General features: G+C 56.4%; 25 protein-coding genes. 12 read left to right on the top strand and 13 right to left on the bottom strand.

Annotation, left to right across the window (positions count from 1 at the left end; all coding sequences use genetic code 11):
- Positions 1 to 33: 33 nt before the first annotated feature.
- On the top strand, positions 34 to 696 hold the full coding sequence (locus ACRZ9U_RS03505) for a J domain-containing protein (protein ID WP_170401705.1): 663 nt from the start codon (positions 34 to 36) through the stop codon (positions 694 to 696).
- Positions 697 to 757: 61 nt separating this feature from the next.
- Here the strand turns inward: ACRZ9U_RS03505 and ACRZ9U_RS03500 are convergent, their stop codons facing one another.
- The gene (locus tag ACRZ9U_RS03500) at positions 758 to 1,276 is read right to left on the bottom strand and encodes a YHS domain-containing (seleno)protein (protein ID WP_170401708.1); all 519 of its coding nucleotides are present in this window, start codon (positions 1,274 to 1,276) and stop codon (positions 758 to 760) included.
- A gap of 242 nt (positions 1,277 to 1,518) precedes the next feature.
- On the opposite strand from ACRZ9U_RS03500, the gene yghU reads away from it, so the two are divergent.
- Positions 1,519 to 2,394, top strand: coding sequence for a glutathione-dependent disulfide-bond oxidoreductase (gene yghU, locus ACRZ9U_RS03495; RefSeq protein WP_170401711.1), 876 nt, complete (start codon positions 1,519 to 1,521; stop codon positions 2,392 to 2,394).
- 9 nt (positions 2,395 to 2,403) lie between these two features.
- On the opposite strand, the gene ACRZ9U_RS03490 is transcribed toward yghU, so the two are convergent.
- Positions 2,404 to 3,192 (bottom strand): SseB family protein, encoded by a 789-nt coding sequence (locus tag ACRZ9U_RS03490; protein ID WP_170401714.1) that lies wholly within the window; start codon positions 3,190 to 3,192, stop codon positions 2,404 to 2,406.
- Entirely contained in the window at positions 3,185 to 3,772 is a 588-nt protein-coding gene (locus tag ACRZ9U_RS03485) for a uracil-DNA glycosylase family protein (protein ID WP_170401718.1), read from the bottom strand. Before ACRZ9U_RS03485 ends, ACRZ9U_RS03490 begins: the two co-directional genes overlap by 8 nt.
- Before the next feature lie 208 nt (positions 3,773 to 3,980).
- Here ACRZ9U_RS03485 and ACRZ9U_RS03480 point away from each other — a divergent pair, with 208 nt between their 5' ends.
- Genes ACRZ9U_RS03480 through ACRZ9U_RS03465 form a run of 4 tightly spaced genes read left to right on the top strand, consistent with a single transcriptional unit; the run spans position 3,981 to position 8,555 of the window.
- On the top strand, positions 3,981 to 4,640 hold the full coding sequence (locus ACRZ9U_RS03480) for an ABC transporter ATP-binding protein (protein ID WP_170392311.1): 660 nt from the start codon (positions 3,981 to 3,983) through the stop codon (positions 4,638 to 4,640).
- Positions 4,618 to 6,204 carry a capsule biosynthesis protein gene (locus tag ACRZ9U_RS03475; RefSeq protein WP_170392313.1) on the top strand — a complete coding sequence of 529 codons (1,587 nt, stop codon included), beginning with the start codon at positions 4,618 to 4,620 and terminating at the stop codon, positions 6,202 to 6,204. The genes ACRZ9U_RS03480 and ACRZ9U_RS03475 overlap by 23 nt, the downstream gene beginning before the upstream one ends.
- Before the next feature lie 5 nt (positions 6,205 to 6,209).
- Complete coding sequence (kdsA, locus tag ACRZ9U_RS03470) at positions 6,210 to 7,043, top strand: 3-deoxy-8-phosphooctulonate synthase (protein WP_170401723.1); 834 nt, start codon at positions 6,210 to 6,212, stop codon at positions 7,041 to 7,043.
- Between the two features lie 15 nt (positions 7,044 to 7,058).
- A complete protein-coding gene (locus ACRZ9U_RS03465; RefSeq protein WP_170401726.1) occupies positions 7,059 to 8,555 on the top strand; it encodes a phosphomannomutase/phosphoglucomutase in 1,497 nt (498 codons plus the stop codon).
- Positions 8,556 to 8,606: 51 nt separating this feature from the next.
- On the opposite strand, the gene ACRZ9U_RS03460 is transcribed toward ACRZ9U_RS03465, so the two are convergent.
- Complete coding sequence (locus ACRZ9U_RS03460; protein WP_170401729.1) at positions 8,607 to 10,535, bottom strand: AsmA family protein; 1,929 nt, start codon at positions 10,533 to 10,535, stop codon at positions 8,607 to 8,609.
- A gap of 93 nt (positions 10,536 to 10,628) precedes the next feature.
- On the opposite strand from ACRZ9U_RS03460, the gene rimO reads away from it, so the two are divergent.
- Entirely contained in the window at positions 10,629 to 12,026 is a 1,398-nt protein-coding gene (gene rimO, locus ACRZ9U_RS03455; RefSeq protein WP_170401732.1) for a 30S ribosomal protein S12 methylthiotransferase RimO, read from the top strand.
- A 16-nt stretch (positions 12,027 to 12,042) separates the two neighbouring features.
- Here rimO and ACRZ9U_RS03450 read toward each other — a convergent pair whose 3' ends face one another.
- Both ACRZ9U_RS03450 and ACRZ9U_RS03445 read right to left on the bottom strand, forming a co-directional pair.
- On the bottom strand, positions 12,043 to 12,399 hold the full coding sequence (locus tag ACRZ9U_RS03450) for a diacylglycerol kinase (protein WP_170401735.1): 357 nt from the start codon (positions 12,397 to 12,399) through the stop codon (positions 12,043 to 12,045).
- Positions 12,400 to 12,534: 135 nt separating this feature from the next.
- Complete coding sequence (locus ACRZ9U_RS03445; protein ID WP_255611743.1) at positions 12,535 to 12,723, bottom strand: hypothetical protein; 189 nt, start codon at positions 12,721 to 12,723, stop codon at positions 12,535 to 12,537.
- 215 nt (positions 12,724 to 12,938) lie between these two features.
- On the opposite strand from ACRZ9U_RS03445, the gene ACRZ9U_RS03440 reads away from it, so the two are divergent.
- The gene (locus ACRZ9U_RS03440; RefSeq protein ID WP_170401738.1) at positions 12,939 to 13,181 is read left to right on the top strand and encodes a CDGSH iron-sulfur domain-containing protein; all 243 of its coding nucleotides are present in this window, start codon (positions 12,939 to 12,941) and stop codon (positions 13,179 to 13,181) included.
- A 3-nt stretch (positions 13,182 to 13,184) separates the two neighbouring features.
- Here the strand turns inward: ACRZ9U_RS03440 and ACRZ9U_RS03435 are convergent, their stop codons facing one another.
- From ACRZ9U_RS03435 to ACRZ9U_RS03415, 5 genes are all read right to left on the bottom strand, one after another.
- Complete coding sequence (locus ACRZ9U_RS03435) at positions 13,185 to 13,442, bottom strand: DUF6455 family protein (RefSeq protein ID WP_170401741.1); 258 nt, start codon at positions 13,440 to 13,442, stop codon at positions 13,185 to 13,187.
- A 24-nt stretch (positions 13,443 to 13,466) separates the two neighbouring features.
- Complete coding sequence (locus ACRZ9U_RS03430) at positions 13,467 to 13,709, bottom strand: DUF6455 family protein (RefSeq protein ID WP_480901302.1); 243 nt, start codon at positions 13,707 to 13,709, stop codon at positions 13,467 to 13,469.
- A gap of 20 nt (positions 13,710 to 13,729) precedes the next feature.
- On the bottom strand, positions 13,730 to 13,981 hold the full coding sequence (locus tag ACRZ9U_RS03425) for a DUF6455 family protein (protein ID WP_170401746.1): 252 nt from the start codon (positions 13,979 to 13,981) through the stop codon (positions 13,730 to 13,732).
- Between the two features lie 68 nt (positions 13,982 to 14,049).
- Positions 14,050 to 14,418 (bottom strand): YigZ family protein, encoded by a 369-nt coding sequence (locus ACRZ9U_RS03420; RefSeq protein ID WP_170392333.1) that lies wholly within the window; start codon positions 14,416 to 14,418, stop codon positions 14,050 to 14,052.
- The gene (locus ACRZ9U_RS03415; protein ID WP_170401748.1) at positions 14,418 to 15,119 is read right to left on the bottom strand and encodes a M48 family metallopeptidase; all 702 of its coding nucleotides are present in this window, start codon (positions 15,117 to 15,119) and stop codon (positions 14,418 to 14,420) included. The genes ACRZ9U_RS03420 and ACRZ9U_RS03415 overlap by 1 nt, the downstream gene beginning before the upstream one ends.
- Positions 15,120 to 15,240: 121 nt before the next feature.
- Here ACRZ9U_RS03415 and ACRZ9U_RS03410 point away from each other — a divergent pair, with 121 nt between their 5' ends.
- From ACRZ9U_RS03410 to ACRZ9U_RS03400, 3 genes are all read left to right on the top strand, one after another.
- Entirely contained in the window at positions 15,241 to 15,489 is a 249-nt protein-coding gene (locus ACRZ9U_RS03410) for a hypothetical protein (protein ID WP_170392337.1), read from the top strand.
- A gap of 136 nt (positions 15,490 to 15,625) precedes the next feature.
- Positions 15,626 to 16,204 (top strand): nitroreductase family protein, encoded by a 579-nt coding sequence (locus tag ACRZ9U_RS03405; protein WP_170401751.1) that lies wholly within the window; start codon positions 15,626 to 15,628, stop codon positions 16,202 to 16,204.
- Positions 16,201 to 16,899, top strand: a complete 699-nt coding sequence (locus ACRZ9U_RS03400) for an EI24 domain-containing protein (protein ID WP_170401754.1) — start codon at positions 16,201 to 16,203, stop codon at positions 16,897 to 16,899. Before ACRZ9U_RS03405 ends, ACRZ9U_RS03400 begins: the two co-directional genes overlap by 4 nt.
- 1 nt (position 16,900) lies before the next feature.
- Here the strand turns inward: ACRZ9U_RS03400 and ACRZ9U_RS03395 are convergent, their stop codons facing one another.
- Positions 16,901 to 17,176 carry a DUF1467 family protein gene (locus ACRZ9U_RS03395; protein ID WP_170392343.1) on the bottom strand — a complete coding sequence of 92 codons (276 nt, stop codon included), beginning with the start codon at positions 17,174 to 17,176 and terminating at the stop codon, positions 16,901 to 16,903.
- A gap of 5 nt (positions 17,177 to 17,181) precedes the next feature.
- Positions 17,182 to 17,586 (bottom strand): methylmalonyl-CoA epimerase, encoded by a 405-nt coding sequence (gene mce / locus ACRZ9U_RS03390; RefSeq protein WP_170401757.1) that lies wholly within the window; start codon positions 17,584 to 17,586, stop codon positions 17,182 to 17,184.
- 134 nt (positions 17,587 to 17,720) lie between these two features.
- On the opposite strand from mce, the gene ACRZ9U_RS03385 reads away from it, so the two are divergent.
- The gene (locus tag ACRZ9U_RS03385) at positions 17,721 to 18,437 is read left to right on the top strand and encodes a response regulator (protein WP_170401760.1); all 717 of its coding nucleotides are present in this window, start codon (positions 17,721 to 17,723) and stop codon (positions 18,435 to 18,437) included.
- Positions 18,438 to 18,461 lie beyond the last annotated feature (24 nt).

Here is an 18,461-nt window from a genome sequence, read left to right as displayed (position 1 = left end):
GACCCCGTTGTAGTTTTAATGAGTGTTTTGAGTATGAAGCCAGTGAGCAAGGTACAGGCTCGGGCCGAAGCGTTGCAGGTTCTTGGTCTGCCCCCAAATGCAAACGCAAACGAGATTCGTGAAGCCTGGCGCAAAATCGCGTTCCACGATCATCCTGATCATACCGACGGTGATTATTCCGGTTTTTCGGATGCTAAATCAGCCTATGATTTTTTGCGTAAAGAAGGGATGACACGCAAAAACGGTTTAGATTCTTCTACACCGCGCCGTCCTCGTCTGAAGAAACGCGTAATCGAACTGGCCGCAGATGAAATCAAAGCTTGTCACGATCTGTTAAAACCCGAACGCGCGCTGAAGGATTTATCGGAACTAGGTGAACCGGACGCCGCCAAAAGCGCCCGCGAATCTTCGGACCATGTTCCTGATGCAATCGGATGCTTCGGGCGCGATCTTACCTACTTCGTTGCATCGTCAGTCTGCGAAGGGTCTAACCGCGTTGCATTGCCAACCTCGGTCCTTTCCGGCTACCGCAAGTCAGAAACAGAGATTCTGACCTTTCGGTCCAAGGGCTCGGGCTCCGGTGAGATTGTCATTCCTGACCCGATACGCGAGAGGAAATTTCCCGGTGCCAAGAGTGTAACAATACGGTTCGAAGCGGATCAACACATGCGGGATATGTTCGAGTTGGCGGGGTGAGAGAACCCGCCAGCGAAAAAAGCCCGGCCTTAGTGGCCGGGCTTTCTTTCATTAATCGGAATCAGTTGGAAATCGGGCCTTCTGATGTGAATTTCGGGATCACGCTGGTCGAAGCGGCATCCCCTTCGATTCCGGGCCAGTTGCCTTCCGCCAGGTCGATGTTGGCCGGAACATCCTCTTCCCAGAAACCAACAACAACATCAGTGATGTTCAGATAGAGCTTGTCATCGACAATACGCCACAGATTTGGGTTGCCCGGAACCTTGCCGCCTTTCGACACGCCGTATGCACAATGGCCATCATATTGCGGTGCGTAAAAGGCCGGGTTTTCCAGAAACTTGTCACGGTTCTCTTCGGTCGCAAACGCCCAGGTAACACCATTATAGTCTGCGGTGATGTCGGCCCGACCGCGAACAGCTTCGGGTTGCGACTGGCCTACAGGAACCTGATCCAGGCTGCGGTAAGCAACAACGTCGTATCCCGATACGGCAAATCCGGTGCCATCAACATATTGTTCTCCGGCGAACGCGGGCACGGCAAAAGCCAGCGTCGCGGCAAGGGTCAGCGCAAAGCGTTTCATGTGATTGGTCCTCATGTCCTTACGGTTTCTGGTCACCCGAACTGCGGGTCTGGTCAAACAATAGGTAATTTTGGCCCGGCGCGAAGACCCCCTCGCGCCGCTGTGAAAACCAGAGGGGTTTTGTGAGGTGAACGAGGCGCAATGTTACAAATATCTCGCCACATCCGGGGTTGGACTTTGAGTTTTGCAATATTAGCTGTGAAGGCGGCGCGTTTTGGCCAAATGATGCAGAAAGGCAAAAGATGAGCGAACAATCCACTTACACACCCCCAAAGGTCTGGACTTGGGACAGCGAAAGCGGAGGACGCTTTGCCAATATAAACCGGCCCATAGCTGGTGCGACCCACGAAAAGGATCTTCCGGTCGGGAAGCACCCGCTTCAACTGTATTCGCTCGCCACCCCAAACGGCGTCAAGGTTACGGTCATGCTGGAGGAGCTTTTGGCATTGGGCCATTCCGGGGCCGAATACAATGCGTGGCTGATCAACATCGGTGAAGGTGATCAGTTCAGCTCGGGCTTTGTCGGGGCCAATCCTAACTCGAAGATACCGGCGCTGTGGGATCATTCAGGTGAAACACCTGTGCGCGTTTTCGAGAGCGCCTCCATCTTGCTGCATCTCGCTGAGAAATTCGGTGAGTTTCTGCCCGCCAGCGGTGCCGAGCGGACAGAAGTGATGAACTGGTTGTTCTGGCAAATGGGCAGCGCGCCATATCTGGGCGGTGGCTTTGGCCACTTCTACGCTTATGCGCCTGAGAAATGGCAATATCCGATCGACCGTTTCGCGATGGAGGCCAAACGCCAGTTGCATGTGCTGGAACTGGAACTTGCCGATAAGCCTTATATTGCAGGTCAGGACTATACCATCGCCGACATGGCGATCTGGCCGTGGTACGGGCAGCTTGTTCTGGGCCGTCTATATGATGCGGCAGAATTCCTGGATGTCGAAAGCTATGAAAACGTGATGCGTTGGGCCAAAACCATCGATGCTCGCCCCGCCGTTCAGCGCGGCCGGATGGTCAATCGTGCGTTTGGAGAGCCGCATACGCAGTTGCACGAACGCCATGACGCCAGCGATTTTGAGACGCGCACGCAGGATAAACTGGAAGCGGCAGACTAACGTCCTGCGCTACTTCAATATTGGGGGCCGCTCGGGATCACTGCCCGGCGCGGCCCTTTCCATTTTGGGCGCTTGAGGCTGGGGCAAATCGAACCGCAGCCCAACCTTTGCCAAGGCAGAAGTAGCCGGATCCTGCACTTCAAAAAAGCCAACATCCAGCGCTCCGGCCTCGATCCCCGAAAAGGTCAATGCCTCGGATACGGCGCGTGCAAGCGCTGGCTGCGCACCTTCGACCGCTGAAACAAAACCCAATAAATGGCCCTGCCCCCCATCTTCAGTCTTTGTCCCAACCAGAAACGCCGCCGCAGCCAGACCTGCAGCCGTCGCCAGCTTTGCATCAAGCGCGGTCAACAGAACATCTGGCAGACCGGAGGGCGGATAGAATTCGGCAAGTCGCTGCTGCACCTCCTTAGGACCATGCTGCAGCGTGTCAGACAACCAACCGAGCGCTTCAGCGGGGATCAACATCGACGAGGGTGCAACATCAAGGTTCAGACCCAGCCCGACCCCCTGCCCCGACAACATCCCTGAAAGAACACGACCCGACAGAGCGACATAGGGGACCGGCCGACCCGCAAATGCCGCCAGTCGTTCCTCAAGATCAAACACCAGAACAAAACGACCATCCGCCACATCGAACAGCTCGGGCGAGATGTTTTCATCCTTCGCTTCCTCGGTCAGCATCAGGAACAGCTCGCTATCGGCCAGTCTTTCGAAAAAGCGTAGTCGAGCGTTGTCGTCTTCCGGGGCCGCCTGCATGGCGTCATGTGCAGCATCCAAAGCTGTGGCTTCAGTCATTCAGAACCTCGTGCACCCGTTTCTGTAGCACCGGCAACAGCTCGGCCTCGAACCAGGGATTTTTCTTCAGCCAAGCCGTATTGCGCCAGGACGGGTGAGGCAAGGCAAAGACGCGCGGCGCATGGTCTCGCCAAAGACTAACAGTCTCGGTGACCGGTGTGTTCACGCCAAGATGGTATTTATGGGCATGACCCCCGACGAGGATCGTCAACGGTACTTCTCCCAACGTAGCCATCACTTTGTCATGCCAGGTGCGCCCGCATATCGGCGGCGGAGGCAGGTCGGCCTTGCGCTCATTGTATCCGGGGAAGCAAAACGCCATCGGCACGATGGATACGCGCGAACGGTCATAAAATGCGTTCTCATCCAGTCCCAGCCAATCCCGCAGCCGGTCACCCGAAGGGTCGGTGAAAGGCTTCCCTGAAGCATGGACGCGCGCGCCCGGTGCCTGACCTGCGATCAAAATGCGCGCACCGGGGCGAAACCAGACCACCGGGCGCGGCTGGTGCGCAGTCGCGGTCTGCGCGAACCTGTCCGCACACAAACGGCAGGCTTGGATGTCCTCAATCAGCGAATTCATCGGATCAACAGGCTTTTGCAATGTTCATCGATGAAGATAGGCATCATCTACCCTCGAGCCAATGAAACCGTCCTTGCAACACATCAATGTCATGAACGCGGATGCGCATTGATCATTTGTTTCATATTTCGACATAATGTGGCCAATATGGATCGGTAGCACACCGATCCTCAAACCGTCAAAACCCCGAGCGATCTGCAGGCCGCACATGCTGGAATTCGAAAATGTCAGCAAGTCTTTCTGGACCGGAACCCGCCGCAAGGTGATTCTGGATCGGGTCTCGTTCCGGGTCGAGCTTGGAACATCTCTTGGCGTGCTGGCCCCGAACGGAACCGGCAAGACCACGTTGATCAACATGATGGCAGGGCTGGAAAAGCCCGACGAAGGCGTGATTCGGCGCGACTGCCGCGTATCCTTCCCCATGGGCTTTGCAGGAGGTGTGGCCAAGCGCCTGTCCGCGCTGGAGAACGCACGCTATATCGCGAAGATCTACGGCATGGATCCCGACTATGTCGAAGCCTACTGCAAATGGCTGTGCAACTTGGGTGAGTATTTCGACCAGCCGCTCGGAACCTATTCGTCCGGAATGCGGGCCCGGTTTACATTTGCACTGATGCTGGCCCTGGATTTCGATATGTATCTGATCGATGAGGGGATGCCCTCGACAACCGATGTCGAGTTCAACAAGAAGGCGGGCGACATTCTGAAAGAGAAGCTGCGGACAACGACTTTGGTGATCGTATCGCACAACCCTTCGCTTCTTGAAAAATTCGCGCGGCAGGCTGCGGTTTTGGTAGACGGCCAGCTTTACATGTTTGAAACCTTGGAAGAGGCAAAGCAGCTCTATGACTACCAAACCCAAGGCTAGGAAATACAATCCCGACCGCACGGCACGCGGTTCTGGCACTGCTGAGGCACGCTCGGACGCCATTTCGCGCATCCGAAAGGCGACCCAAGGCACAGACTCGGCTGACGACACTCAGCAACCGGGCAACGAGTTGGATGCGATCAAACGCGAAGGTCTGACAGGGCGGCAATTGCGCGTCGCGCGGCGTTTGGCGCACAAGAACGGGCTGGCGGCGACGTCAGACTACGATGCGGTCCGGCTGTTACGAAAGAAAGGAATTGATCCGTTTCAGCGCACAAACCTGCTTGATCTGGCAGCTCCTGACCAAGGTAAGCCAACTGGTGATGACGCCGCGCAAGACAATATAAAGATTCACCTGCCGCAAACGACCAGGGACTCGCAGAAGAACCTGCCAGGACCCGAACTCAGCCCGGCCGAACGTCGTGAATATGAAATCGGGCAGATCCAGAAAGACATCGCCCGCCGCCGCCGCCGCAAGCTTGCCGGGCTATTCGCACGATTGACGGTGTTCGTATTCATTCCAACGTTTATCGTGGGCTACTATTTCTATCGCGTGGCGACGCCGATGTATGCCAGCGACTCGGTGTTTTCGATCTTGCAAGCGGATGGCGGCGGTGCCTCGTTCGGTGGATTTCTGGCGGGCACGCAGTTTGCGACGGCGCAGGATTCCGTGTCCACTCAGGAATTTCTGGAATCCAAGGATGCATTGGAACGGCTTGAGCGTGATGTCGGATTTACTGAGTTTTTTCGGCAGGATTGGATAGACCCGATCCAACGATTGCCGGCTGATGCGACGCTTGAAGAAACCTACAAGCTTTATAAGCGTATGATCACAATCGGATATGATCCTAGTGACGGCGTCATCCGAATGGAGGTCGCAGCGCCGAGCCCCGAGATAGCGGTCGATTTGTCCAGGCGGCTTATCTCTTACGCGGAAGAGACCATCAATGGTCTGACTGAATTGAAACGCGAAGACCAGATGCGCGATGCCTTGGCGAGTTTTGAGGCTGCGCAAGAGGCACGCAGACAGGCTCAGGAAGACCTGATCGAACTGCAGCTACAAGGTGCGATACTGGACCCGCAAAGTGTGATCGCCAGCCTGCGAGGAAGGATCGATCAGTTCGAATTCGAGCTGCAGGACAAAGAACTACAATTGGCCGCGCTTCTCGATAATACGCGCCCCAACCAGGCCAAGGTGGATGGTACACGGGCAGATATCGCGCGGCTGCAAGCGGTCCTTGATGAGTTGAATGCCGAGATGCTGGATGTGTCAGCGGGCGAAAATTCGCTGGCGCGTTTGAGCGTGCGAATCCAGATGGCTCAGGCCGATCTGGCGGCGCGTGACATGATGCTGCAAACGGCAATGCAGCAAATGGAAGCTACGCGGACCGAGGCCAATCGAAAAGTGCGGTATCTGACCGTCTCGGTGAACCCGGTCGCCAGCCAGGAGCCTAGCTATCCGCGCAAGTTCGAAAATACGATTTTGGCATTCCTGTTATTTGCTGGTATCTACCTGATGATCTCGCTTACCGCGTCGGTCCTTCGTGAACAGGTATCCTCGTAAGACTCATGAAACATGTAAAAATAGCCGACCTGACGGTTGGCAACGACCTTCCGCTGACCATCATTGCCGGCCCTTGCCAGCTTGAAACCGCCGATCACGCCCAGATGATCGCAGGCACTATGAAAGAAGCATGTGACGCCGCCGGGGCGCAGTATGTATTCAAGGCTTCGTATGACAAAGCCAACCGGACCTCGCTGTCCGGCAAGCGCGGCATGGGCATTGATTCCGGGCTGCAGGTGCTGGAAGATATCCGCAAGACCATGGGCATACCGGTACTGACCGATGTCCATACCGAAGTGCAATGCGCGATTGCGGCTGAGGCCGTCGATATTCTGCAAATCCCTGCGTTTCTGTGTCGTCAGACGGACATGCTGCTGGCGGCGGGCAATACCGGCAAAGCGGTCAACGTAAAAAAAGGGCAGTTTCTTGCCCCGTGGGAAATGCCGAATATCGTCACAAAGATCGAAAGCACTGGCAATCAGAACATCCTGCTGACCGAGCGTGGAACTTCGTTTGGCTACAATACGCTGGTCGCGGACATGCGATCGCTGCCGCAGATGGCGCAAACCGGATATCCGGTCGTCATGGACGCGACCCACTCGGTGCAACAGCCCGGCGGCCAAGGTGGTTCCTCGGGTGGACAGCGTGAGTTTGCGCCAGTGATGGCGCGCGCCGCTGTATCTCTGGGCGTCGGAGCCGTTTTCATAGAAACCCATCAGGATCCCGACACCGCCCCCTCAGATGGGCCGAACATGATCCCTCTGGATCAAATGGGCCATCTGGTTGACACATTGATGCGATTTGATGCGCTGGCCAAAGAAAACCCAATTCAGATTTAACGATTGAGATTTGTGATGACCAAGCCTTTGCCTGAGGTGACCCCAAACACCTGGAGCTTTCTACGCGATCCGATGATCAAGCCCACGGGCTTTCGCGAATATGACGCACGGTGGAAATACCCCGATGAGATCAATCTGCCAGGCATGACGGCCCTGGGTTTGGGTCTGGGCACACAGATGCTCAGACGCGGGATCGAACCCGTGATTGCAGTGGGAAATGACTATCGCGATTATTCCCTGTCGATCAAAAACGCTCTGATCGTTGGACTTATGCAGGCGGGTATTCAGGTGAAAGATATCGGCCCAGCGCTCAGCCCGATGGCGTATTTCGCGCAATTCCATCTGGACGTACCGGCGGTTGCGATGGTCACGGCAAGCCATAACCCGAACGGTTGGACCGGCGTCAAAATGGGCTTTGACCGCCCACTGACCCACGGCCCTGACGAAATGTCGGAACTGCGCGACATCGTCTTGAATGGGGAAGGCGTCGCGCGCCCGGGCGGGTCATATGAATTCGTCGACGGTGTGAAAGAAGCCTATATCGACGATCTGGTCGGTGATTTCAGAATGTCACGTCCGCTGAAAGTGGTCTGCGCCACCGGAAACGGCACCGCCGCCGCCTTCGCGCCCGAGATTTTCGAAAGGATCGGGGTTGAGGTTGTGCCCAGCCATACACGGCTGGATTACACCTTCCCCAATTACAATCCGAACCCGGAAGCCATGGAAATGCTGCATGACATGGCCGACACAGTCAAATCCAGCGGCGCGGACCTGGCGCTAGGGTTTGATGGGGATGGCGATCGTTGCGGTGTTGTGGATGACGAAGGCGAAGAGATATTTGCCGATAAGGTCGGCGTCATCATGGCCCGTGATCTGGCCAAGCTGCATCCAGGTTCGACCTTTGTAGCCGATGTGAAATCCACTGGGCTGTTCGCCAGCGATCCCGAGTTGCAAGCGCTTGGGGTCAAAGCCGACTACTGGAAAACCGGCCATAGCCATATGAAGCGCCGCGTCAAGGAAATCGGTGCGCTGGCTGGGTTTGAGAAATCGGGACACTATTTCTTGGCCGAACCGGTCGGGCGCGGATACGACTGCGGAATGCGCGTGGCGGTGGAAATCTGCAAACTGATGGACCGTAACCCGGATCAAAGCATGTCGGACCTGCGCAAGGCGCTGCCCAAGACGTGGTCAACACCCACCATGTCTCCTTACGCAGCGGATACTGAGAAATACGAAATCCTGCAGCGCTTGGTCGAAAGACTGGTCGCCAAAGCCGATGCGGGCGAACGCTTTGCGGGGCGGGCTATCAAAGAGGTCGTGACCGTCAATGGAGCCCGGGTCATTCTGGACAATGGCAGTTGGGGACTCGTCCGCGCGTCATCCAATACACCCAATCTGGTGGTCGTCTGCGAAAGCAGCGAAAGCGAGGATGAAATGCGCGCGATCTTCGCAGATATCGACGCCGTCATTCGAACTGAACCCGGCGTGGGCGAATACGATCAGACAATCTAAATGACACTATGAAGGGCACCCATTTCGGCGCCCTTTGTTATCGCGCTTAGATCAATCCCCGCCAAACAGCTTGAGCAGGCCTTTCTTGGCCTCATCCTCAAGCTTGTTCTTCAGCGCGTCTTCGATGTGATCGGAATCCGTCACCGTGGTATCCAATTCCTTACCAACCTTTTCCAAAACCTTCTTCTTTGCGTCGTCTTCCAGTTCTTTAACTTTGCCTTCGGCTGCCGCCTCAATGACTTTGGTAAGGTCCGGCTTGATCGACGGGTCGCTCCACGGACCTTTAATTCGGACGGGTACCGATATCCCCTGCCCTGAGTTGGCGCGCAGGGCGACCGGTGTGAACAGATAATCGATATCGCGAGCTCCTAAGCCAATGCGGCCCGTACCGTCCGCCCGGAAATTATCCAGCTGCATCAACAGGTCCTTGTTGGTCAAGTCGCCATTCTTCATCGTAAAGCTGGCCGTAAGGCTGTTGAATACGGTCGTACCACCCGATCCCTTTCCCCGCCCCATAAGGCGGTCAAGATCCAGCCCCGAGATAACGCCCCGCCCGACCTCGATATCTCCGTTGCCGCTGAGCGATCGCATGATCTGATCTTCGCTCTGTCCGACGCCCAGAAATTCAAGATTGCCTGAACCGGTGCCCGAAAGCCGTTTGATATCCGCAAGCGTTTCGAGCGCTTCGTTGATATCGATATTGGCGGCTTTCAGATTTCCACCAACCGACAGACCGTTGCGATTATTGGCGACCACCTGGCCATTCAGTTGCCCCGAGAACAGCGAGGCCGGGTGCATCTGCAATACAGCCCGCGACCGATCAAGGCTGAGTGTGAGATCACTTTTCCCAAAGGTCATACCCGGAACCGCAATCGAGGTGGCTTGCAAGCGGATCTTGCCATTTGCCAGCGCCAGAAACGACGCATCAATTGGGGCTTTTGACCACCCTTCCGTATCTAAGGTGCCGTCAGAAGCGTTGCCTCCGCTTACCTTCGATAAGTCGAGATCGCCCGCGTTCAGACGCGCAGTCATCTGGGGCGGATTTGAAATCTGGATGTCAGCTTCGCCCTCAAGCCGGTTTTGATCCAGAACCGCGATCATGTTGCGCAATGAAATCCGCCCGTCCCGGGTATAGGTCATCTGCCCGGATACGCTCGCGACCTGTCCTAGTCCCTCGGGCACGGTGACTCCTCCCTGATCAAACGCGGCCAGCATCCTTTGGGTGTCCTTGGCCGTGACCGTCGTCTTGCCATCCATTTCGCCGGCCAGATTCACCCGGCCCGAGAACTGAATATCTCCGCCAGGCGCGGTTAGGCTCAGCTGCAACGGCGTGACAGCGCCGCTGGAAAATGCGGGCAAGTCGGGGATGGTAAGGTCCACTGCGACGCTGCCTCCGGGGACGGATATACTGGCTTGCATTTCCATAGGGGCCGTTAGGTCAGGCCAGCGGGCCGAAAGATCGACATCGGCAAAATCCATACTAACCGCGCCATTCTCAAGATAGATTAGTCGCGCATTGGTCAGTTCCAACCGCTCGAGCGTGATGGGTCGGCTTTCAACGGCTTGCGCCGTAGCGCCCGTTTGCGAGGAGTTACCTGGCTGATGCAGCTCCCAGTTGCCGCGCCCATCGGCGCGTTCAAGGCGTAGAACCGGGCTATCGGCCAACACCCGTTTGATCCGGATATTCCCAGACAACAACGCCGAGGCATCGACCCCAACCGCGAGGCTTTGGGCACGAAGCATCGGTTCCGGCCCGGCCCAAGGCGCATTGCCAAATGTCACAGGGCCGGTTTCCATCCCCAATACCGGCCAAAATGACAGTTTGACGTCACCGGTCAACTCGAGATCGCGGCCTGTTTGCGCCTTGACTTGTTCAGCGAGTATTGTCGCCAGTTTTTCGCCCGGCATCAGCAGCAAGGCACCAATGATCAGCCCGAAGGCTGCAACTATGAGAAATAGAAAACGAATGAGCCACTTCATGGGTCTGCCTTTCCGGCCTTTCTGCTCTGTTTCAAGTCAGCCCCGAGCGGGCGGGATTTGCAAGGGGAAGCTTTCCCCTCTATATGCCCGGCCATGAGCACGAACCCACCGAACCTCCGCCCCGATCTAGCCCCAGAGGCCCGGATCGCCGAGACGCCCCGCCGTGGCCAACCGACCCTTGGAATGGTGTCGCTGGGTTGTCCAAAAGCGCTGGTTGACAGCGAACGCATCCTGACCCGGTTGCGGGCCGAGGGGTACGGCATTTCGCCGGACTACACGGGTGCTGATGCCGTTATTGTGAATACCTGCGGGTTTCTGGACAGCGCCAAGGCCGAGTCGCTGGACGCAATTGGCGAGGCATTGGTTGAAAACGGCAAGGTCATTGTGACCGGCTGTTTGGGGGCTGAGCCTGACTATATCCGGGAACACCATCCGCGCATTCTGGCGGTTACAGGACCGCATCAGTACGAACGAGTGCTGGACGCAGTACATGCAGCCGTACCACCCGATCCAAACCCTTATGTCGATCTGCTGCCCGCTTCGGGCGTCAAACTTACCCCGCGCCACTATAGCTATCTCAAGATTTCCGAGGGCTGTAATCATAAGTGCAAGTTTTGCATCATCCCCGACATGCGCGGTAAACTCGCAAGCCGCCCGGCCCATGCAGTGCTGCGCGAGGCTGAGAAACTTGTCGACAGCGGTGTGCGCGAACTGCTTGTGATCTCACAGGATACCTCGGCCTATGGGCTGGATCGTAAGTATGACGTGAACCCATGGAAAGATCGGGAGGTGCGCAGCCATATCACCGATCTGGCACGGGAACTCGGCCAATTCGATGCGTGGGTCAGGCTTCATTACGTCTATCCCTACCCCCATGTGCGCGATTTGATCCCGCTGATGGCAGATGCGGGTAGCAATGTGCTGCCGTATCTCGACATTCCATTCCAACATGCGCATCCCGATGTTCTGAAACGTATGGCCCGCCCTGCCGCCGGGGCAAAAACTCTGGACGAGATTGCCAACTGGCGCGCTATTTGTCCGGATATCACTTTGCGGTCCACGTTCATCGTCGGCTACCCCGGCGAAACCGAGGCAGAGTTCCAGACGCTCCTGGACTGGATGGACGAAGCGCAGTTGGATCGTGTCGGCTGTTTCCAGTACGAAAATGTCGATGGCGCCCGCTCGAACGACATGCCGGATCACGTCCCGGTCGAGGTCAAGCAAGAGCGATGGGAGCGTTTCATGGAGAAAGCTCAGGCCATTTCTGAGGCCAAGCTGGCAGCAAAGGTTGGCCAAAAACTCGATGTCATCGTAGACGAGGTGGATGAAGAGGCCGCGACCTGCCGCACTAAGGCCGATGCTCCAGAAATCGACGGCAACTTGTTTATCGACGAAGGCTTCGAAGGCCTGAAACCCGGTGATATCGTCACAGTCGAGGTAGATGAAGCCGGAGAATACGACTTGTGGGGGCGTTTGCACCCCTCGGCGTAACGAAAGGCGTCTGTCTCTAGAGCAAGCCGATCAAAATCACGATCCACGCCACTCCGGCAGCGACTGCAGACAACGCCACCGCTGCACTTGCTGCATCCTTGGCTTGCCCCGCCAACGCGTGGTGCTCGGTCGAGGTGTGATCGACGGCACGCTCGATGGCCGTATTAAATAACTCGGCCACCAAGACCAGAATGCCCAAAGCAAGGATCAGCGCCCGTTCTGCCGTACCTAGAGGGAGTGCAAGCGCCAATAAAGCCGAAATCAGGTTGGCCCAAACCCACCCACGAAACGAATACTCTTGCCGCCAGGTTGCAGCCAGGCCCTGCCAGCTCCAGCGGGTACGATCCTTTAGGTGGTCAAAGAATTTGCGCATGGGGTTTCCGATCAGTCGTCCTTCAAGAAGACGTCCGCGACCCACAGCAGAAAGGCAAGAAAAAACCGCCTCGAGGGCGGTGTTCTTTTTAGAGGTGTGCAGGCGGCCCTGCGATCAGAACCGCCTGCTTAATACTTATTGGGTGACCGGGTTACATACGGTCTGGCCTGCTTCGGTTGTGGCCAGTTCATAGCCTGCCGAGCAACTGGGTGTACCAAACTTGTCATAGTCGGGCTGGATGTAAACCGGGGTCGGTTCCTCTTGCTGCGAGCACGCAGTCAATACAACGGCCGTGGCGCAGATAGCAGCAAATTTCAGTTTCATGTCCATCAATCCTCTATTACTTTTCTGATATTGCCCAGTTTTTCGGGGCCGGTATCAGAATAGGACCAAGAATTTCATATGGCAACCGAATCGATAACGCATTCGTGAATAAAGGCGAAACCACGCTGGAAGGCGGGTTTTCATTCGCAGTCTACCTTTTTTGACAAAGAGCCCTAAACTTTGACTTCGACATCAGCCAAAGACGGAGTAGCCACATGTCAGACGCCCCGATCATCGCCCAGAAATCGCCCTATCCGGTCGAAGTGACCGAAGGAAAAACCTATTTCTGGTGCGCCTGTGGCAAATCCAAGCGGCAACCGTTTTGCGATGGTTCGCACAAAGATACGTCGTTTGAACCCGTAAAATATACTGCTGATGCCAGCAAGAAGGTCTTCTTCTGTGGCTGCAAGCATTGCGCCAACCCGCCGTTATGCGACGGAACGCACAATAAGCTCTGAAGGTCAGGTCAAGTCGTTAAAAACCTGAGCATTGGCACAAAAATCAGGCGCTTCCCCAGCCAATCCTTGTTGTGCGGCAAGCCATATCTGACAACGTTCGTCGCATATTGCGCCCCGGCATCGGGTCACCAGCTGAGCGTAGTCGGCAGGTGTCAGTTTCCCTTCGGCCATTGCTTCGGTCAGAGAAATCCCTAAGGATCGCGCGACCGAGCGTGTCAGCCAAAAGTGTTTTTCGATCTCGCCCAGAGATGTTCGATCCATTTGATCACCTTTGCTTGCTGACCCTCAAGGTGGCGAACCTGTGCCGGTTTGGGCAGGTGCAGGGCGCGCTTTCGGCGTTTCGTTCTCGTTCAACCAGTCTGGGCATGCCCGCGCCCATTCGCACCCGCGGCAGAGCTGAACCATATCTGCCCATTCCTGTTGGCTCAGGTGCCCGTCGCGATGTGCGGTGGCAAGGTCGGTTCCCGTCGCCTGTGCCATTCGCAATACAAGACGAAGATGGGTCATGATCCGTCCAAGTCGTGGCACGGTACCCCCCCCCTTTGGCGTTACGGCTTGAGCCTGTTCAGCAGCTCGTGATTGCGGCAGTATTCAGGTGTGTCGGGCGCTGTCAGGTTCTTGGCCAGAAACGCCTTGCAATGGCCCGGATTCGGGCATTCCGTGCACCGCAATACCGCGTCCGAGATTTCGTCGAACTGTAAGGCCCCTTTGATGGCAACTTCTTGCAAATCTACGCCCAGCGTCGTGGCCATCCGATCTACAAGGTCGGCGTGACGTCGCAGCGTTTCACGATCAGACATGCGGTTTCCTTTTCCAGTCACTCTATGGAAAGAGTAACGCATGCCCCGCACAGTGCCCTTGACTCAGGTCAATGCCCGGTTGCCAGCTGGTCCAGATAGGCCCGCGTGGCGTCCTGCACGCGGCGAAAGCGGTCCCCGCCCAGCTTCTTGCCACCGTACCAGCGTGTCACGATGATTACGTGATCCGTCAGCTCAGCCCGCTCCATCATCCGCAAAATGACCATTGCCGCGCCAGACTCTCCGTCATCAGCCTTGAGCGCACCGTTTGGCAAGATGGCCGCCCAAGTGTTGTGAGTTGCCTTCGCATATGCCTTGTCGGATTTCAGTTCCGCCAGTACCGCATCGACATCAGCACGACTGGTGACCCCCGCGCCGGTCACAGCATATTTCGACCCGCGATCACTGAGAACGACACCCAATCGGGTTAAGTTGACCATTACCGTAATCCCAGTTCCCGAGCCGTTTGCAACACAACTTCGACCCGCTGGGCATTGGGAGGGTGCGTGGCAAGGAAACGATCACCCGGATCAGGAATGCGTTGGAAGAAAGCCATCCCGGCCAGCGGGTTATACCCCGCCGCGTAAGTGATCTGTGTCCCCAGACGATCCGCTTCCAATTCGAACTCACGCGTGTAGTTCTGCACCCCGACCTCAGCACCCAGCGCCTGTGCGCGCTCAATACCTGCATCGTCCGCGCCCTGATTGCGCGCGAGTTCACCGAATATCCGCGCGCTTTCTTTGGCGTTCTGCGCCTGCCGGGCGATGTGACCCAATATATGGTGGGCGGCCTCATGGCTCATGACAAAGGCCATCTCGTCCGCGTTCTGCGTTGCATCGATCATCGGCTGTGTAAAAACGACTAGCGGCCGCCCATCCTTGTCCAAGGTCTGAAACGCATTCGCTGGGGCCTTTGACGAAAGATCAACCAAAATCACGAAATCACAATTGGCAGTCCTCGATTGGCGGCGGCATTCCCGGCTTGCGGTCGTTCCGACAGCCCGGCTGACCTGCTCGAATACGCGCGCCCTGTCCTTTTGTTCTGATGACGATGGCCGCCATTGATCGGCCGGGATCGCGATAACAGGCGACATATCGCAAGCCGCCAACAGCATCACCAGCAACAGGGCAAGACGGCGCATTCACATTCCTTTCGGTCACTCTGTCGGCAGACAAGCATAGCGCGGCATTTAAGGCCGGGCCACAGCCGATTACAGCTTGCAACGGGTTGCATTGCGATCTTATGCCCTGCACTCTGCACATATGTTTTCAATTGAACACGAATTCGACTCGACGGTGATTACGCTGGTGGACGAAGGCGCAAAGCCTTTGCAAGAGGATGTCGTCATCAACAACTTCGCTGAATGCGTCACACTTGAGCAGTTGGACCCGCGGACCGATCAGATTCAGAAGATTACCCTGTCACCAGAGCAGGTACGCGATCTGGCCGCTGCGCTGGATTTGCCCGAGGGCGTTTATCAGATACGTGAGTCCGAGAGCACCAAAGACTAATGGTTCCTTTTGGATCTTGCGTCTGATCACAAGCAGCAATTCAGATTGAATTTGTCGCCTTTTGATGAGCAGTTTGCCCTTGAAAGAGAACAGTATGCCTCCGACATACAGACTGCCATGTGAAGGAAGTTAACATATGACCCTGAAGAACCAAGCTGCGCTGGATTTTCTGCACGCGCGCCGGTCTCGTCCGGCCAAAACACTGGTAGCCCCGGCCCCGACCCGGGAAGAGCTGAGGCCGCTGCTGACTGCTGCAGCGCGCAGCCCGGACCATGGAAAGCTGGAACCCTGGCGTTTTGTTGTTGTCGAGCATGGGGCCATGCAACGCCTTGCAGATCTTACAGAAACTTGTGGTCTCACCTTGGGAAAATCGCCCGAAGATATCGCCAAGGCGCGCAGCCAATTCGAAATGGGCCATTTGGCGGTTGCTGTTATTGAGGTGCAGAAACCTTCTGACAAGATACCGGCAATTGAACAGACCTATTCAGCGGGTGCGGTATGTCTGGCTCTGCTGAACGCAGCGCTGGCCGCAGGTTGGGGGGCCAATTGGTTGTCCGGCTGGCAATCGCATGATCGCGAGTTTTGCGAACAGGGGCTTGGCTTGGCCGAAAACGAGAAGATTGCAGGCTTTATCCATATCGCAACCGAAGGTACGACCCCTCCCGAACGACCGCGCCCCAATGTGGAGGCACTAACCCAATGGGTTTCCGAATGATCATCATCCAGTCGTTTCTACAGGCGCTGGGACAGATCGGCGACCCAAGATTCCGCAAGGTACTTCTGTTGGGTGTTGGCCTGACATTCGCGTTGTTGGTGGCTGCCTATGCCGGATTTTTGTGGCTGATCAACGCGCTGGTCGGCGATCAGGCCACCTTGCCAATACTGGGTGAGGTGACATGGTTGAACGACCTGCTCAGCGTGTCATCATTCCTGCTGATGATGGTGCTGTCGGTGTTTCTGATGGTCCCCGTTGCGTCAGCCATCACCTCGATGTTTCTGGATGAGGTCGCACAGGCGGTTGAGGATAAGCATTACCCCGGTCTGCCGCCGGCTCAGCGCATCCCCTTTGGCGATGCGCTAAGGGATACGCTCAGTTTTCTGGGTGTACTGATTGTTGCCAACCTGTTGGCATTGATCCTCTATGCACTCTTCACGCCATTCGCGTTGTTTATCTTTTGGGGTATGAACGGGTTTCTTCTGGGGAGAGAATATTTCACCCTGGCTGCGATGCGCCGACTGGGGCGCGAGGGGGCGCGAAAGCTGCGCGCGAAGCACGCGACAACCATTTGGGTCGCCGGTATTCTTATGGCGGTCCCGCTCTCTGTGCCATTGGTCAACCTGTTGATCCCGATCCTAGGAGCGGCGACCTTCACACACATTTATCACGGTCTGTCGGGTAGCCGAACCTGAGCTACTCGCGCGGCTCCAGTTGGTTCAGCCAATCGAAATCGCGCACGCTGATTACGCCGGAGATAATGATGCCTGCAATGATCGCCCACAGCACCACCGATATCCCGGTGGTAATCCACAGCTTCTTCTTCATGTGATGGACTTCCGGCGCACCCGCATGAGTGCCCGGAACAATATCCCCAAGATCCCCCTGCGTTTTGATGCGCACAGGCAGAACAATCAGCAAGGTCAGAAACCAAATTACAGCGAAAAGAACCAGAGCGGCGGTAATGGTCATCGACTTCAGACCTGCTCCAGCTCAACGAGGCATCCGTTGAAATCCTTCGGGTGCAGGAACAACACCGGTTTGCCATGCGCTCCGATCTTGGGTTCACCCGATCCCAGAACGCGCGCACCGGTCTCTTTCAGATGATCGCGGGCTGCGATGATATCCTCGACCTCATAGCAGACATGGTGGATGCCGCCTGATGGGTTCTTTTCCAGAAACCCGTTGATCGGGCTGTTCTCACCCAGCGGATACAGCAATTCGATCTTGGTGTTGGGTAGTTCAATAAAGACCACGGTGACCCCATGATCCGGCTCATCCTGTGGAGCGCCGACTTTAGCGCCAAGCGCATTGCGATACTGGGACGATGCGGCCTCCAGGTCGGGAACAGCAATGGCTACGTGGTTCAGGCGACCAATCATGGGACTCTCCTTCCTTCTGCGTTGCAGCGGTTATGGGGGCAGTATACCCAAAGGACAAGTGCGCCAAATCGTCGTTAACCCTGTATTAGCCAGAAGTTCCTAGCGTGAGGCATCTGCTAAACAGGAGTTCTGCCATGGACGATTCGGGACCTTTCGCCTCTCCAGCGCTGGCCACCAAGATGCGACCGCTGCTGGGCCAAACAATCCTTGTGGTCGAAGACAGCCGCTATGCATGCGATGCAATACGATTGATGTGCTTGCATAGCGGTGCGCGTATCCGTCGTGCGGATTGTCTGAAATCAGCGCGGCGCCATCTGCAAATCTATCGTCCCTCGGTCCTGATCGTCGATATGGGTCTTCCTGACGGGTCCGGCGCTGACCTGATAGCCGAAATGACCCACGCTGTACCCCGCATCGGTGTCATTCTCGGGCTGTCTGGCGATGACAGCATGCAGGTTATCGCCAGACGCGCAGGTGCAGATGGGTTTCTGGCCAAACCCCTGACCTCGGTCGCTTATTTCCAGACCTCCATACTTGAACTTCTGCCCGAAGATCGCCGCCCAGGAGGTCTGGATTCCGTCAGGGATAATATCGTTCAGCCCGATCCGCTGGCCTATCGGGACGACATGGCCCATATAGCCGACGTGCTTACCGGCCCCACTGATCAGCGCACGTTGGATTATGCGGTACAATTCCTGCAAAGCGTTGCGCGAGACGCCGAAGATACTGTGCTTGCCGAAGCAGCCCGGGACCTTGCCCAATCTCGTGCGCAGGGGACACCGGTCACCGCCCAGGCTGCACGGATTGCGGGTCTGGTTCAGGATCGGCTCGAGCGGCAAGAGGCGATCTGAGATGCTGACCGCGTACTTTATTAC

Source organism: Ruegeria sp. D7 (assembly GCF_056534355.1).
This window is presented reverse-complemented; position numbering and strand designations above follow the sequence as displayed.

What these genes read in the sequence shown, in the direction of transcription:
- ACRZ9U_RS03405 (WP_170401751.1), top strand. Translation starts at nt 15,626, where the DNA reads ATGACCCTGAAGAACCAAGCTGCGCTGGATTTTCTGCACGCGCGCCGG.
- ACRZ9U_RS03435 (WP_170401741.1), bottom strand. Translation starts at nt 13,442, where the DNA reads ATGGATCGAACATCTCTGGGCGAGATCGAAAAACACTTTTGGCTGACA.
- ACRZ9U_RS03415 (WP_170401748.1), bottom strand. Translation starts at nt 15,119, where the DNA reads ATGCGCCGTCTTGCCCTGTTGCTGGTGATGCTGTTGGCGGCTTGCGAT.
- ACRZ9U_RS03465 (WP_170401726.1), top strand. Translation starts at nt 7,059, where the DNA reads ATGACCAAGCCTTTGCCTGAGGTGACCCCAAACACCTGGAGCTTTCTA.
- ACRZ9U_RS03480 (WP_170392311.1), top strand. Translation starts at nt 3,981, where the DNA reads ATGCTGGAATTCGAAAATGTCAGCAAGTCTTTCTGGACCGGAACCCGC.
- ACRZ9U_RS03500 (WP_170401708.1), bottom strand. Translation starts at nt 1,276, where the DNA reads ATGAAACGCTTTGCGCTGACCCTTGCCGCGACGCTGGCTTTTGCCGTG.
- ACRZ9U_RS03440 (WP_170401738.1), top strand. Translation starts at nt 12,939, where the DNA reads ATGTCAGACGCCCCGATCATCGCCCAGAAATCGCCCTATCCGGTCGAA.
- ACRZ9U_RS03505 (WP_170401705.1), top strand. Translation starts at nt 34, where the DNA reads ATGAAGCCAGTGAGCAAGGTACAGGCTCGGGCCGAAGCGTTGCAGGTT.
- kdsA (WP_170401723.1), top strand. Translation starts at nt 6,210, where the DNA reads ATGAAACATGTAAAAATAGCCGACCTGACGGTTGGCAACGACCTTCCG.
- ACRZ9U_RS03460 (WP_170401729.1), bottom strand. Translation starts at nt 10,535, where the DNA reads ATGAAGTGGCTCATTCGTTTTCTATTTCTCATAGTTGCAGCCTTCGGG.
- ACRZ9U_RS03385 (WP_170401760.1), top strand. Translation starts at nt 17,721, where the DNA reads ATGGACGATTCGGGACCTTTCGCCTCTCCAGCGCTGGCCACCAAGATG.
- ACRZ9U_RS03490 (WP_170401714.1), bottom strand. Translation starts at nt 3,192, where the DNA reads ATGACTGAAGCCACAGCTTTGGATGCTGCACATGACGCCATGCAGGCG.
- ACRZ9U_RS03410 (WP_170392337.1), top strand. Translation starts at nt 15,241, where the DNA reads ATGTTTTCAATTGAACACGAATTCGACTCGACGGTGATTACGCTGGTG.
- yghU (WP_170401711.1), top strand. Translation starts at nt 1,519, where the DNA reads ATGAGCGAACAATCCACTTACACACCCCCAAAGGTCTGGACTTGGGAC.
- ACRZ9U_RS03475 (WP_170392313.1), top strand. Translation starts at nt 4,618, where the DNA reads ATGACTACCAAACCCAAGGCTAGGAAATACAATCCCGACCGCACGGCA.
- rimO (WP_170401732.1), top strand. Translation starts at nt 10,629, where the DNA reads ATGAGCACGAACCCACCGAACCTCCGCCCCGATCTAGCCCCAGAGGCC.
- ACRZ9U_RS03420 (WP_170392333.1), bottom strand. Translation starts at nt 14,418, where the DNA reads ATGGTCAACTTAACCCGATTGGGTGTCGTTCTCAGTGATCGCGGGTCG.
- ACRZ9U_RS03450 (WP_170401735.1), bottom strand. Translation starts at nt 12,399, where the DNA reads ATGCGCAAATTCTTTGACCACCTAAAGGATCGTACCCGCTGGAGCTGG.
- ACRZ9U_RS03395 (WP_170392343.1), bottom strand. Translation starts at nt 17,176, where the DNA reads ATGACCATTACCGCCGCTCTGGTTCTTTTCGCTGTAATTTGGTTTCTG.
- mce (WP_170401757.1), bottom strand. Translation starts at nt 17,586, where the DNA reads ATGATTGGTCGCCTGAACCACGTAGCCATTGCTGTTCCCGACCTGGAG.
- ACRZ9U_RS03445 (WP_255611743.1), bottom strand. Translation starts at nt 12,723, where the DNA reads ATGAAACTGAAATTTGCTGCTATCTGCGCCACGGCCGTTGTATTGACT.
- ACRZ9U_RS03400 (WP_170401754.1), top strand. Translation starts at nt 16,201, where the DNA reads ATGATCATCATCCAGTCGTTTCTACAGGCGCTGGGACAGATCGGCGAC.
- ACRZ9U_RS03485 (WP_170401718.1), bottom strand. Translation starts at nt 3,772, where the DNA reads ATGAATTCGCTGATTGAGGACATCCAAGCCTGCCGTTTGTGTGCGGAC.
- ACRZ9U_RS03425 (WP_170401746.1), bottom strand. Translation starts at nt 13,981, where the DNA reads ATGTCTGATCGTGAAACGCTGCGACGTCACGCCGACCTTGTAGATCGG.